12 protein-coding genes are annotated in these 13,821 nt (G+C 40.9%); 2 read left to right on the top strand and 10 right to left on the bottom strand.

All coding sequences use genetic code 11. The features are described 5' to 3' along the window. Position 1: 1 nt before the first annotated feature. A complete protein-coding gene (locus NCY30_RS08125) occupies positions 2 to 907 on the bottom strand; it encodes a substrate-binding domain-containing protein (RefSeq protein WP_044920376.1) in 906 nt (301 codons plus the stop codon). Between the two features lie 341 nt (positions 908 to 1,248). Here NCY30_RS08125 and NCY30_RS08120 point away from each other — a divergent pair, with 341 nt between their 5' ends. After that, the gene (locus NCY30_RS08120) at positions 1,249 to 2,109 is read left to right on the top strand and encodes a class I SAM-dependent methyltransferase (RefSeq protein ID WP_161159059.1); all 861 of its coding nucleotides are present in this window, start codon (positions 1,249 to 1,251) and stop codon (positions 2,107 to 2,109) included. A gap of 216 nt (positions 2,110 to 2,325) precedes the next feature. On the opposite strand, the gene NCY30_RS08115 is transcribed toward NCY30_RS08120, so the two are convergent. The 6 genes from NCY30_RS08115 to NCY30_RS08090 form a co-directional block, all read right to left on the bottom strand. Further along, a complete protein-coding gene (locus NCY30_RS08115; protein ID WP_022416386.1) occupies positions 2,326 to 3,690 on the bottom strand; it encodes an MFS transporter in 1,365 nt (454 codons plus the stop codon). A 55-nt stretch (positions 3,691 to 3,745) separates the two neighbouring features. Beyond that, positions 3,746 to 4,771 carry a zinc-dependent alcohol dehydrogenase gene (locus NCY30_RS08110; RefSeq protein ID WP_022416385.1) on the bottom strand — a complete coding sequence of 342 codons (1,026 nt, stop codon included), beginning with the start codon at positions 4,769 to 4,771 and terminating at the stop codon, positions 3,746 to 3,748. A gap of 348 nt (positions 4,772 to 5,119) precedes the next feature. After that, on the bottom strand, positions 5,120 to 6,229 hold the full coding sequence (locus NCY30_RS08105; protein ID WP_006428406.1) for an ROK family transcriptional regulator: 1,110 nt from the start codon (positions 6,227 to 6,229) through the stop codon (positions 5,120 to 5,122). Between the two features lie 162 nt (positions 6,230 to 6,391). After that, positions 6,392 to 7,039, bottom strand: a complete 648-nt coding sequence (locus NCY30_RS08100) for an HAD family hydrolase (RefSeq protein ID WP_173788373.1) — start codon at positions 7,037 to 7,039, stop codon at positions 6,392 to 6,394. 1 nt (position 7,040) lies between these two features. After that, positions 7,041 to 7,202, bottom strand: coding sequence for a hypothetical protein (locus tag NCY30_RS08095; RefSeq protein ID WP_022416382.1), 162 nt, complete (start codon positions 7,200 to 7,202; stop codon positions 7,041 to 7,043). Positions 7,203 to 7,356: 154 nt separating this feature from the next. Beyond that, positions 7,357 to 8,298, bottom strand: a complete 942-nt coding sequence (locus NCY30_RS08090) for a LysR family transcriptional regulator (protein WP_022416381.1) — start codon at positions 8,296 to 8,298, stop codon at positions 7,357 to 7,359. A gap of 206 nt (positions 8,299 to 8,504) precedes the next feature. On the opposite strand from NCY30_RS08090, the gene NCY30_RS08085 reads away from it, so the two are divergent. Continuing rightward, on the top strand, positions 8,505 to 9,722 hold the full coding sequence (locus tag NCY30_RS08085) for an aminotransferase class I/II-fold pyridoxal phosphate-dependent enzyme (RefSeq protein WP_250818616.1): 1,218 nt from the start codon (positions 8,505 to 8,507) through the stop codon (positions 9,720 to 9,722). Between the two features lie 105 nt (positions 9,723 to 9,827). Here NCY30_RS08085 and NCY30_RS08080 read toward each other — a convergent pair whose 3' ends face one another. The 3 genes from NCY30_RS08080 to NCY30_RS08070 form a co-directional block, all read right to left on the bottom strand. Next, positions 9,828 to 10,676, bottom strand: a complete 849-nt coding sequence (locus NCY30_RS08080; protein ID WP_130096198.1) for a YitT family protein — start codon at positions 10,674 to 10,676, stop codon at positions 9,828 to 9,830. A gap of 152 nt (positions 10,677 to 10,828) precedes the next feature. Then, on the bottom strand, positions 10,829 to 12,178 hold the full coding sequence (locus NCY30_RS08075; RefSeq protein ID WP_055193401.1) for a peptide MFS transporter: 1,350 nt from the start codon (positions 12,176 to 12,178) through the stop codon (positions 10,829 to 10,831). A 92-nt stretch (positions 12,179 to 12,270) separates the two neighbouring features. Then, positions 12,271 to 13,671: an aminopeptidase gene (locus tag NCY30_RS08070; RefSeq protein WP_055193403.1), complete on the bottom strand. Its 1,401-nt coding sequence runs from the start codon at positions 13,669 to 13,671 to the stop codon at positions 12,271 to 12,273. Positions 13,672 to 13,821 lie beyond the last annotated feature (150 nt).

Here is a 13,821-nt window from a genome sequence, read left to right as displayed (position 1 = left end):
ATTATTTTACTACCTCATCCCAGGCAACTGCATTGCCTGTGTAAATGTCTTTTACCTGATCGCTGCTCAGCTCATCTGTTGTGTTGTTTTTATTCACAATAACTGCGATACCGTCTGTTGCGATTGCCTGGCTGTCAAGTTTGTCTTTCTCATCATCCTGTAATTCACGAGAAGCCATTCCGATATCATAACTTCCATCGATTGCTGATGTCATACCTGTTGTAGAGTCTGTTGTCTGAAGTTCGATCTCTGCTCCTGTGTTGACTTTCTTATAAGCCTCGATCAGTTTTTCCATAACCGGTGATACAGAAGAAGATCCACCGACTACAACTTTTCCGGATGGTTTCGTTCCTGCATAAGCTTCTGCTGAATCATCTCCGATATATCCGTTATCTGAGATTACCTGCTGTCCTTCTTTACTCATGATATATGAGATGAAGTCTTTTGCCAGTTCATTGTCTGCACCTTTCTTTGTTGCAATGTTGAATGGTCTGCAGATCTTGTATTTTCCATCTTTGATGTTCTGCTCTGTTGCTTCTTCACCATCGATCTTTAAAGCTTTTACAGTATCATTTAAAGATCCGAGTGATACATAACCGATTGCGTAATCATCTCCGGCTACTGTTGTAAGCATTACGGATGTGCTGTTTGTGATCTGTGCATCATCTGTTGTCATGTCTACTTTTTCGCCGTCTTTCTTTTCTTCAATTCCGAAAAGTTCGATGAACGCTCCTCTTGTTCCTGAGCCATCTTCTCTGGAAACGATTGTTATATCATTGGAAGAATCCCAGTCACCTTTGCTGCTCTTATCATCAGAAGAACCACTATCTGAACTTCCACATCCAACTGCAAGTCCTGCTGCCATTGTTGCTACGGATAAAACTGCGATAAACTTTTTCATTTTCATAATCATACTCTCCTTAGATTCTCATCTTTTTTTATTCTGATTTTTTTCTTTGTCGCTTTCGACAATAGCTATCTTATAAGACGTATGTTAAATCCAAAATCTGCGAATTGTTAAATGTGTGTAAAGTGTATGTAGGAAATGTATGGAAATGTAAAATTGAATTTCTTAATTTTTCATGCTATAATTCCTCTGCAGGACTTTTCCTGATCAGCTTTTTCAAAAATTATATTCGATATTAACCTTTATACAAAAAGCTGACAGTAATATGTTCTACAGATTCGAACACAATGAATACAAACATATGAAAACTTATTATTTGAGAAGAAAGAGGATATAATTCTATGTGGATTGCAGATCAATGGAAAGATTATGAAGTAATAGATTGTAGTAAAGGTGAGAAATTAGAGCGCTGGGGACAGTACACGCTGGTCCGTCCTGACCCGCAGGTTATCTGGGATACCCCGAAAACCGAGCGTGGATGGAAACATATGAACGGCCACTATCACCGCAGCAAGAAAGGCGGCGGGGAATGGGAATTCTTCAGTCTCCCGGAACAGTGGCAGATTCATTATAAAGAACTGACATTTAATCTGAAGCCTTTCAGCTTCAAGCACACCGGACTTTTCCCGGAACAGGCAACGAACTGGGACTGGTTCTCTGAGAAGATCAGAAATGCAGGAAGACCGATCAAAGTACTGAATCTCTTTGCTTACACAGGTGGTGCTACTCTCGCAGCCGCTGCTGCCGGAGCAAGTGTTACACATGTAGATGCTTCTAAAGGAATGGTTGCATGGGCAAAGGAAAATGCAGCCTCTTCCGGATTATCTGACAGACCGATCCGCTGGCTGGTCGATGACTGTGTAAAATTCGTAGAGCGTGAGATCCGCCGTGGCAATCACTATGATGCCATCATCATGGACCCTCCGTCATACGGACGTGGACCTAAAGGTGAGATCTGGAAGATCGAGGATGCAATTCATCCGCTGATCAAGTTATGTACACAGATTCTGTCGGATGACCCATTATTCTTTCTGGTCAACTCCTATACAACAGGACTTGCACCGGCCGTTCTGACTTATATGCTTGGAACGGAGCTCAAGAAATGGAACGGACATGTGGATTCACAGGAGATCGGACTTCCTGTTACGCATTCCGGACTGGTGCTGCCTTGCGGGGCTTCTGGAAGATGGGAAGCGTTTTAACGCAATAGGAACTGACTTTCCCGGTCCTGAATAAAAATATAGAAGCGATTTCTGTGCTGATTCAATCATGGAGTAACTCATATGCACAGAAAGCGCTTCTATATTTTTATTCAGTTACGTTTTCGCATGCTCTACTCATTAATCTTCCTTCTTCACGGCCACGTTCTATCCCCGTCTTCTGTAAAATCAATCAGCAGTTCGCCTAACGCAACAATATCAACCTCTTTTTCCATTCTTCAGATCCTCCACAATTTCATTATACCGTTTTTTATTTAACCGGTAGAAAAATAATACAACAGCTGTTACAATCCACAGAATCCCCGGAATGGTTGTAAATGCATATTTCATAATACTGATAACCGTATCATTTTGTGCCTGATTTGCCACGTATCCATATTTTCCAAGTAATGCCGCAAGCATCGCTGTACCGATCGCCATTCCAATCTTATTTCCAAGAGAAACGAATGCATATTGAAATCCATCATTCCGAAGTCCGGTTTTCCATTCTCCGTATTCCACACAGTCCGGAATGATCGCATAGATTGCTGTATTAAATCCTGAAAAAAAGAACTGTGTAACACCTGCCAAAATATAGAATACAACTGCTGAATCTTTTACATTAAAGAAATACATTGCCAGCATTGAAATACCTGTTAAAAAGGCAAATATCGAAGCTGTCCTTCCTTTATTGTTAAGTTTTCGGAATACCGGTTGAAAACATGCGGCACCGATAATGGATGGAATAATAATGCACATAGAATAAGTAGTATAATAAGATGCATTTCCTTCTACATATGTAAAATAATATAAAATGTCAGCATTTCTTCCATATAATGTAAATCCAAATAAAACCTGTCCGATTAATGCAAGTATATACGGTCTGTTCTGCATCACGGCTTTTAACTGTACTTTAATTGATATTTTTTCCTTTTCCGGAATTGTCACCTGCTCCTTCGTCTTCGCAAAGCAGAAGAAATGGCATGCCGCAAATATACATCCATAGATAATTGCTACAAATAAATATCCGTTCTTCGCACTCTGGCTTCCCAGCTTTCCAATCAAAGGTACTGTAATAATGTTGATAATCCCGATTGCAATCATAGCCGCAACCGAACGCGAAGTATTAATTTTTGCCCGTTCATCAATGTCCTGTGTCATCGCACCGCAAAGTGTTCCATACGGAATATTTACACATGTGTATCCCAGTACAAGCAGGCAATATGTAATAATCATATAGATAACCTTTGCCGTATCTGGCCAGTCCGGATGTGCCCAGAATGTCAACATTAAAAGCACTGCCGTAATGGGTGCTGCAACAAGCAGCCATGGACGGTAACGTCCCCATCTTGTTTTTGTCTTATCCGTCAACCCTCCGACAATCGGATCATTAATCGCATCCCAGAATCTTGAAAATAACATCAATGCTGAAACAGCCGCCATACTGATTCCAAACACATCTGTATAAAATATCATTAAAAAATTACTTACAAACATCCAACTGAAATTGCATCCGACATCACCAAATCCATATGCAATTTTACTGATCAATGGCACTTTTCCATTCTTACCCTCGTTTCCCATGGCTCCTCCTTATCAGCGTTTCTGACAAAACTTCTGTTCTCTCCTGATCTAATCTTTATTCCTGTACATTAATGATTACTTTCATCGTTGTTTCCCGGTTATCATCGATATACTGATAAGCTTTCAGATACTCCTGGAATGCAAATGTTTTTGAGATCAGTGGTCTTAAATGAACCTTTTCTTCATTTACAAGTCTGATTCCGTCAACATAGTCATCGTGCCGGTACATCATTGTGCTCTTGATATCCAGTTCATGATCATTAGCCACTGCAAGATCAATCTCTGCCATTCCTGCAAACACTGCAACCAATACAATAATGCTTCCTTTTCTTGCATACTTGATTGCCTGTCCCATTGTGATGTTATTTCCTGCACAATCATAAATCACATCGGCTTTGTCTGGTCCGAATGTTTCCAACATTGCTTCACCGAAATCTTTTTCTTTTGTATTCACACAGACATCAATGCCACATTCTTTCGCCTTATCCAGACGGAGATCACTGACATCCGTGATCATAACTTTTGCTGCTCCCATTCCCTTTGCTGCCTGTGCCACAAGATTACCAATCGGACCGGCACCAAGCACGGCAATGTTCATTCCTTTCACATCACCAACCTGCTTTACTCCGTGAACTGCAACAGCCAGTGGCTCGATCATTGCACCTTCTTCATATGACATTTCTTCCGGAATTGGTGTTACTTTCGATGCATCTACTGCAAAATATTCTGATGCTGTTCCGGTTGTCTGGAATCCCATAACTTTTAATTCTTCACACAAATTGTATTTTCCGTGTCTGCATGGATAACATTCTCCGCAATAAACCTGTGGCTCAATTGTTACTTTCTGACCTTCGTGAAATACTGTCACATCTTTCCCAAGTTTTACAACTTCACCGGATACTTCATGTCCCTGTGTTACCGGATATGAGGTAAATGGATGCTTGCCGTGATATACATGAATATCAGAACCACAAATGCCGATATTCATAATCTTTACCAATACCTGATCATCTTTTACCTCCGGAACTGGTACCTCTCTGAAAATAATCTCTCCTGGTTTTGTCATTACCTGCTGTAACATATTGTTTTCCTCCTTCATTCTTTTGTTTTATCTTTTATTAAATGTTTTATTAAAGTAATTACATTATTGTACAACCACTCTATTTTGTCAATATATGAATGCCTATTTCTACTTGTTGCACAAGTTTGATCAACTTTTTTATGCATATTTACCAACTGGATATGCATAGAATTTGCCACTGGCAACTTCTCTTGCATACTTAGATATCTATAAAACCTGCCAATTGCAGCTTCTTCCGAACATCTGACAATAAAAAAAGAGGTAAATATTCAAAGTCCGTAATCATTACGAGCCTTGAATTTCACCTCAGTTTTTCATTCTTATTCTTTTTCCTACAACATATCAAATTTATAAATGCTGTATATATTCAGAGAGGAAATGTTTTGCCGCTCCGACAGCTGATGCCTCTCTTTTATAGGAGCAATTTTTTAAGTAACGTACATCATGTTCAAAACCATTATATGCCATCACTTTTTCCCCCAGTGGTATCATATACTCTGATAAATACCCCCCGACTTCTCCTCCAAGTATGATATCTGTGTCATACGCCATTCGCAGATTGGAAATCAAAATAGCCAGATTATCCAGATACTGATTCCATTTTTCCACAGTCTTTGTATTTTTCTGCTCCACTTTTTCCATAAATTGTTCCAACGTCATTTCCTGCTCTTCATCAGTCAATGCACTGGCTGCGCAATAGGCATCTGCACACCCGGCTTTTCCGCAATAACATTTCTTTCCTCCCGGCACCAGAATCATATGTCCGAATTCTCCTGCTTTCTGATTCTGACCAGCCACCAGTTTTCCATTAATACAGAATGCGCCGCCTAATGTATTGTTGAGCGAAAGATACACAGCATCCTGATATTCATGCATATCTTCTGCCATCATCGCAGCATTTGCATCATTTGCAAAATACACCGGATAAGAAAATACCTGTTCCAGAAAGCTCAGACTGAAATTCTCCAATTGCAGTGCATGAGATTTCACAACCATTCTATTCGCCTGATCAATAATACCGGGAATCGAAATTCCGATTCCTAATATCTTTTCCCGGTCTTCTACATCTTTCAGGAAGTCCTCCACCATTTCAGCTACTTTTAAGCAATAAGATGTTTCTGTTGAAAATTTTAACCGCATCCGGATTGTTTTTTCTATTTCATACTGCATGTTCAGCAATACGATTCCCAGATGATTTGCTGTGATCACTACACCGACTGCATATTTATATGCCGGATTAATCCCTATCCGTTTTGCTTTACGACCGCCGGTAGATTCATATTCTCCTATCTCGATGACCATATTCCGGTCGATCAGTTCGTTTACATTAGAAAGCACCGTCGGCATACTTAAGCTCAGATTCTGCGCCAGTTCTGCCTTTGATGTAATTTTATTATTGATGATATAGTTTACAATTTTAGATTTTGTAATATTCTTTTTTTCATTTCGCCCTGCCATATCAGACCTCTTTTATAAATTATTTTACAAAAGTATCTTAGTCCTTTTTTGCTATTCTGTAAAGAAAAAATATGTTGCTTCTAAAAAACTTTTTCCCAAGGCACAACGATATAAAACAAGCCACCGGGACAGATACCACTCTTTTTTCTCCATCCCAATGGCTCAATTTAATATTCCTATTACATCCGCTAACGAATCACATACCCGATACGTAAGTTCCCGTATCTCCTGTGTCGGCTGCACAAGATCCGGCACCATGATCACATGCATCCCGGCCTGATGTGCGGACAGGATTCCTCCCGGCGCATCTTCAAACGCCATACAATATTCCGGCTGTATTCCCAGACTTTCACATGCTTTCTGATAAATCTCCGGATCCGGCTTCGCTTTCTTAACCATATCTCCACAGACCACACTGTCAAAATACGAATCTATTCCGGCCCGGATCAGATTCCCCATGGCATACTCTCTGCTGGAAGATGTCGCTACTGCCATCTTATATCCTTGCGATTTTCCATAAGCCAGCAGTTCTTTTGCACCTTTTTTCAGCGGAAGACCTTCTTTATCCACAATTTTCCAGAAGTTATCCCGTGTCAGTTTTCCAAATTCTTCAAATGGAAAGTCTTCCCGGATATATTTTCTGAAATATTCATTCCGGCCTGCGCGGTTCATTCCGAGTGTGTGATAGATGACGTCCCCCATATGCGGGATTCCCAATTCATCACCTGCAATCTCCCATGAGCGCTGTACAATACGCTCAGAATCGAACAACAGACCATCCATGTCAAATATAAAAGCTTTTATATCCATCCTAGAACTCTATGCCTCTTCCAAGTGCATCCTTCAGATAATCTGCAACTTCTTCTAATTTATGTACGGCCTCCATCTTCTCTTCGAATTCATCCCCGATGGATTCCTTATTAATGAGTGCCTGCTGAATCTTCTTTACATCTTTGATTAAATTCTCTGTCATATCAAAAACCTCCCTTTTACTGTCTATCAGGAAATTTACTTTCCGATGATCGATTTACCTCAATGTATGTATCAGCATTATAACACAAAACTTTTTACTATTCTCTGAAATTATGTTACAATTTGATTAATTTTTGCAAATTATTATCTTTTTCTCAGATTTGTTCATGCATCATTCGAACGAATTCTTCCATTACACGTGTTTTATATTTGTGTGTCTTGTAATAGAAGAATACTTTTCTCTTTGCTTCTTCCCCATCTAATTTGTAGTACACCAGATTTTCAAATGTCGGGAGCTGGCTTACCAGGATATCGCTGATGAAGGTTGCTCCAAGCTGCGTAGACGAGGCCATATATGCTGTCGACTGCTGATTGAATTCCAACACGATATTGGGCTTAAATCCGACGTTTCGGCACAGCCTGTCTCCTCTGGTTCTGGTATCATTTCCCTGTGTCAGCATAATAAACGGAAGATCCGCAAATCTCCCTAACGGAACTGCCGGATATTTCTGGTTCAGATAATTTTTATTTTTGATATTCTTATAAGAAAGCTGATACATTCCCAGTTCTTCATTTACGGCAAAATGTTTTGGAACCGCAAGTAATATATTTTCTTCGCAATATAATTCTTTATTATATAGAATACTGTCATAGTGATAATTATCAATGACAAAATCCAGCGCATTACTGCCCAGCATTTCTTCCAGTTCGGCTGTATTCCCCTCTATCAGCTGAATATGTACATCCGGAAATTTCTGATTGAATTGGGTGATCAGAGACGGTACCACATATGCGGCAAACAGCGTACTTGCTCCTACTGCAAGATTCCCCGTCTTCAGACCCGCCAGGTCATTGATGTAATTCTCTACCCGCTGTTCGATCTGGGTGATCTCCTCCGCTGCCTCAATATATACTTTTCCGACCTCTGTAAGCTGGAGCGGTGTTGTACTTCTGTCAAATAATGGTTCCCCGATAATCTCTTCAATCTTTTTGATCCTTGCACTCAAAGACGGCTGACTGATGTACAGATTCTGTGCCGCTTTGGTAAAACTTCTTTCTTTATACACTTCATAAACATATTTTTTCCATACAAACATACACGTAACCTCTCATATCCTGCTATCATCTGTTTCCTCTTTTCACATGACAGCTATAGTCAGACTCTTATAATTGTTATAACACTATAAGTATTAGATTCTCTGTCCACACGGACGTATCATTATATTAATGAAACAATTATTCCAATATGAATTTGGGGTTTATTGGAATAAAGATAAAATAATAAAAAGCGGGGAATAAAATTATGAAACCAATCGTACGCGCCGGGCGCATGAAACCAGTACACTCTGATATCCGTGGTCCATTATTCGTAGAAGCTATGAAACGCCAGAAACAGGGGATCGATATCTTAAAATTAAATACCGGGAATCCTGCAACCTTTGGCTTTGGTCTGCCTGACAGCATCAAAAACGCTCTGATGGAACACATGCAGGACGGTGTCGGCTACTGTGACTTCAAAGGAATGCCTCAGGCAAGACAGGCAATCTGTGATTATGAGACCAGTAAAGGTATCAAAGGTATCACATCAGATGATGTATTCATCGGTAACGGTGTCAGCGAAGTTGTATCGTTCGCTTTAACACCTTTGTTAAATGATGGAGATGAAGTCTTAGTTCCTTCTCCTAGTTACTCCCTCTGGTGCAATTCCGTATATCTCGAAGACGGTAAACCGGTCTTCTATACCTGTGATGAACAGGCCAACTGGTATCCGGACATTCAGGATATCCGTTCCAAGATCACAGATAAGACAAAAGCAATCGTTATCATCAATCCGAATAACCCGACCGGTGTACTCTATCCAAAGGAACTCCTTCTTGAGATCATCCAGATTGCAAGAGAATCCGGACTTCTGATCTTTGCAGATGAAATCTATGACCGTCTCGTTATGGATGGCAAACAGCACATCTCTCTTGCTTCACTGACAGAGGATGTTCCGGTCATTACATTAAACGGTCTGTCCAAATCACACTGTCTGTGCGGATACCGCTGCGGATGGATGGTCATCAGCGGTCCAAGAGAACTGACCGAAGATTACAGACAGGGCATCATCCAGTTAACATCTCTGCGTCTGTGCGCCAATACCATGGCACAGATCGTCATCCCTGCAGCTCTTGATGATATGGAGACACCTGCTTCTATGGTTCGGCCGGGCGGCAGAATCTATGAGCAGCGTGAAGCAACCGTTCGTGAACTTGAGAAGATCGACGGTCTGTCATTTGTAAAAAATGACGCTGCATTCTATGTCTTCCCGAAACTGGACGTGAAGAAATTTAACATCACCAATGACAAGCAGTTTGCCCATGATCTGCTGGATGTCACCAATATCCTGCTCGTTCCCGGAAGTGGATTCGACTGGAAAGATCCGGATCATTTCCGTATCGTCATGCTTCCGCAGGCAGATATCTTAAGTGATGCGATTCGCCGGATGGGAACATTCCTTGACGGATATAAGCAGAAATAATATGAGCAACAGCCATCCTTAAATAGTACATAGATAAAATACATTCCCGGTAAAAATCCAATCTCTCTTTTTTCGTCGATGTTTCAGTTATCCGGGGATGTATTTTTATCTGCTTTTCACTGTATTCCAGGCTCCGACTACTTCATTTACGGTGCTGACTGTCACAAATGCATGTTCATCTGTTTCGTGGATGAAAGATAATAATTTTCCATATTCATTCTTTTCTAATATCGTTACAACTTCTACATGCTCTGCATGATCCAGGCCTCCATATGCCGGATAAATCGTCGCACCTCTGCGTAATTCCTTTACAATATAATTCTGAATTTTTTCATGCTCCTTTGAAAGAATGGATACTTTCTTACGCACATGGAATCCATCACAGAACCGGTCTAATACCTGACCGTAAATCAACGTACCAACAAGACTTATTACCATTGTCTCCCGATCATATACAAAGATCGCTGCCATCGATATGAGCACACCTATGATCGTAATACTCTGTCCTATTTTAAATCCAAGATACTTATTGATCAACTTCGCAACAATATCAATTCCCCCGCTGGATGCATTCATGTTAAATAAGACGGCCTGTCCTGCGCCAACCACGATCATGAAGCATACCAGATCGATCACGATATTCCCGGACAAGGATTCCACATGCGGAGTCAGTATCTCAAAAATCCTCAGATACATCGGAAGCATAAGTGATGCAAGAACGGTCTTCACACCGAATTCCTTGCCGATAAAAATATACCCTATGACCAACAGTATCATATTTAAGACAAATGTAATTGTCGATACCGGTAACGGAATGATCTTTACCAGAACAAGAACCAGTCCTGACAGACTTCCAAGCACCAGATTATTTGGCATCATTTCATAATATACAGCTGCCGACATTAAGAACATGCCGCCCAGCATCATAATAAATTCTTTTTTTGTTATCTTCATTTCATTCTTCCTTAATTCAATATTTCCGCACAAAGATGTACTCCTCTTTTTTGTGCAAAGAGGAGTACATCTTTTTCTGAAGGGTGTCTATGCCTAAATCTGTTTCAGGCATATCTATACAATTATCATTGTTTTTATCCAGCACCCGGCGGTTAGTCCACCAATGCCGATAATTTCTTGTCCAGAGCTATCATGATCAGTGCCGCTGCAAACGATACAACCGCAACTCCGATACATGCTACTTTGAATTCAATCTTTCCGCCAAACAGCAGTCCATATACCGGACCATAACTCTTTGCTGCGATAAATGTTGCAAATCCCCATACCGACATCATAACAGCCAGATAACGGCTCGGTGAATATTTACTGATAAATGAATGCCCCAGTGGTGAGAAGAACATCTCTCCCATTGTCAGAAGGAAGGCAAATACGATCAGCCATAACACACTTGCCTTTTCCCCACCACGCATGATATCAATTGCTGCGTAGAAGAGATATCCGACACCGATGATCGCAATTCCAAGTCCGGTCTTTCTGAACAGACTCATATCACCCTGCGGTCTTGCCGCCAGTTTCTTCCATAATTCCGCTGTTACAGGTCCCAGGATAACACAGAACAGTGAGTTGGCTGCATCAAACCATGTAGACGGTACCTGATAACCTGCTACTACCCAGTCCATATTCTCTGCCCAGTAGAAATATACCGGCATATATCCCAGATACCAGAATATCCAGAATACGATGGAGAATAACGAAGCTACAAAGATTGCACCGATACGTTTCTTCTCGATCATTGTAAGCGGCTGCTTTGTTCCTGTCTCTTCTTTTTTCTTTGCCTCTGCTGCTTTTTCCTCTTCTGTCAGAGTCTTCTTGAATGGAAGCTTTCCAAGATCACCTAAGAATCTCCAGCACACAAAGATATACCAGAGTCCTCCGAGAACCATCATCAATGCTGCCATCTTAAAGCATGGTGCAAATCCAAGCACACCATCTTTTGCAAATACATCCTTATACAGGATTCCCACCAGGAATGTTCCGATGAATGCACCCACATTTACCAGTGTATAACGCATCGAAAATGCCGGATCCATCTGTGATTTGTCCGTGATAACACGTCCGATGATCGCACCGTTTTTGAATAATGCAAGTCCCAGGCTTACCAGGAAGATCATCGCATATACTCCGGCAGAACTCTTTGCGATTCCTCCGGTGAAATATCCTGCCGCAGCAATAAACATACCAACCGGTGTCGTATATCTCGCACCGATATACTTATCTACGATCACTGCCCCAAACAGTGGAAGCAGATAAGAAAATGCGGTCAGGTTTGACTGCATATTGGCAGCCACTGTATCCGAAAGTCCGAGTCCTCCGGTTGCAACCGAAGCAGTTACAAAAATCAAAATCAGCGAACGTCCCAGATAATATGCCAGACGTTCAAAAATCTCTGTACAGGCACATACCCAGAACGCTGCCGGAAAGCCTTTCTTTTTTGTCTCCATATTCTTTTCCCCACTTTTTTCTAAATTCAGTCCTTACTTTTTATGTACTTTTATTTTCTCTTCCTTATTTTGTACATATATCCTTGTCTGTCTTATTTTATATCTTTCAAGAATGCTTTATATCCTCTGTAAGCTTCATAAATATCAGCCTTACTTGTCACCTCATACGGTGCATGCATAGAAAGTACAGCAACACCGCTGTCAATGACATTCATGCCATAATTTGCCATGATATATGCAATGGTTCCGCCGCCCCCAAGATCGACTCTTCCCATCTCCGCTGTCTGGAATCCGACTTCGTTATTGTCTAATACCTGACGCACTTTTGCGATATATTCCGCATTGGCATCGTTACTGTTATTCTTTCCGCGGCTTCCGGTAAATTTATTAAATACCAGACCTCTTCCAAAGTATGCTGTATTCTTTTTCTCAAATGCATCTGCATACAATGGATCAAATGCTGCACTCACATCAGAAGAAAGCATATAAGAATTTCTCAGAGCTCTTCTGACTTTTAACGGATTGCCATCTTCGGTAAGTGCCATCAGTTCTGCCACATAATCTTCAAAGAATCTGGAATGCATACCTGTTGCCCCAACGCTTCCGATCTCTTCTTTATCTACCAGAATACAACAGCTTGTTCTTTCCGGATTCTCTGTTTCCAGCATTGCAAATAATGAAGTAAAAGCACAGACCCTGTCATCCTGTCCGTATCCGATCACCATACTTCTGTCCAGTCCGCAGTCTCTTGCCTTTCCTGCCGGCACGATCTCCAGTTCTGCTGAGAGGAAATCTTCCTCTTCCATATCAAGATTCTCCTTTAAGAACTGTACTACGGCTGCCTTTACCAGCTCTTTTTCTTCTTTCTCTAACTCATCATTGCCTGTAAGCGGCTTTGTTGCAACGAGGATATCCAATCCTTCTCCTTCGACTACCACGCCCGCCTTTTTCTCAATCTGCTGCTGTGACAGATGGATCAGAAGATCTGAAATCACAAGTACCGGATCATCTTCCTTTTCCCCAATAATAATGTCCTGCACTGTTCCGTCTTTTTTTGCAATCGTTCCATGGATTGCAAGCGGAATTGTAACCCACTGATATTTCTTGATCCCACCATAGTAATGCGTATCCAGATATGCCATATCACTGTCTTCATATAATGGATTCTGCTTTACATCTATTCTTGGTGAATCAATGTGTGCTCCAAGAATATTCATACCTTCTTCTAACGGTTTCTTACCGAGCTGGAACATTACAAACGCTTTCCCCATGCAGTCTGCATACACCTTATCCCCGGCTTTTAAAGTGGTTCCCTCAGAAATACAATCTTCCAGATTCTTATATCCCCATGTATCTGCCATCTTCTTTCCAAGCTTTACACATTCACGCTCTGTCTTCCCGATATCCAGACATTCTTTATAGCGGACACTCAGCTCTTCTAATTCTTTCTGCTGAATTTCTGTGTATTCTTTCCACATATTTTTTCGCTGCATCTTTTCGCTCCTCCTTTTCCTTCGCAGTCTTTCTATAAAAATAGTATCTCTGTTTGCAAAATATATCCAACGAAAAAAAAACATGTTCTATAAGAAAATCTTATGTTTTTACATTATTCTGCTAAATGTAAAATAAGTGTTTTCTCCTTT

Origin of the sequence: Dorea sp. MB18-49, assembly GCF_023669465.1 — a bacterium.
In the GTDB taxonomy this organism is placed as follows: domain Bacteria; phylum Bacillota; class Clostridia; order Lachnospirales; family Lachnospiraceae; genus Dorea_A; species Dorea_A longicatena.
Note: the sequence above shows the minus strand (reverse complement) of the source record. Positions and strands in the feature narration are given on the sequence as shown.

Excerpts from the sequence above, each read along its gene's own strand:
- NCY30_RS08125 (WP_044920376.1), bottom strand. The coding sequence starts at position 907 with ATGAAAATGAAAAAGTTTATCGCAGTTTTATCCGTAGCAACAATGGCA.
- NCY30_RS08120 (WP_161159059.1), top strand. The coding sequence starts at position 1,249 with ATGTGGATTGCAGATCAATGGAAAGATTATGAAGTAATAGATTGTAGT.
- NCY30_RS08115 (WP_022416386.1), bottom strand. The coding sequence starts at position 3,690 with ATGGGAAACGAGGGTAAGAATGGAAAAGTGCCATTGATCAGTAAAATT.
- NCY30_RS08110 (WP_022416385.1), bottom strand. The coding sequence starts at position 4,771 with ATGTTACAGCAGGTAATGACAAAACCAGGAGAGATTATTTTCAGAGAG.
- NCY30_RS08105 (WP_006428406.1), bottom strand. The coding sequence starts at position 6,229 with ATGGCAGGGCGAAATGAAAAAAAGAATATTACAAAATCTAAAATTGTA.
- NCY30_RS08100 (WP_173788373.1), bottom strand. The coding sequence starts at position 7,039 with ATGGATATAAAAGCTTTTATATTTGACATGGATGGTCTGTTGTTCGAT.
- NCY30_RS08095 (WP_022416382.1), bottom strand. The coding sequence starts at position 7,202 with ATGACAGAGAATTTAATCAAAGATGTAAAGAAGATTCAGCAGGCACTC.
- NCY30_RS08090 (WP_022416381.1), bottom strand. The coding sequence starts at position 8,298 with ATGTTTGTATGGAAAAAATATGTTTATGAAGTGTATAAAGAAAGAAGT.
- NCY30_RS08085 (WP_250818616.1), top strand. The coding sequence starts at position 8,505 with ATGAAACCAATCGTACGCGCCGGGCGCATGAAACCAGTACACTCTGAT.
- NCY30_RS08080 (WP_130096198.1), bottom strand. The coding sequence starts at position 10,676 with ATGAAGATAACAAAAAAAGAATTTATTATGATGCTGGGCGGCATGTTC.
- NCY30_RS08075 (WP_055193401.1), bottom strand. The coding sequence starts at position 12,178 with ATGGAGACAAAAAAGAAAGGCTTTCCGGCAGCGTTCTGGGTATGTGCC.
- NCY30_RS08070 (WP_055193403.1), bottom strand. The coding sequence starts at position 13,671 with ATGCAGCGAAAAAATATGTGGAAAGAATACACAGAAATTCAGCAGAAA.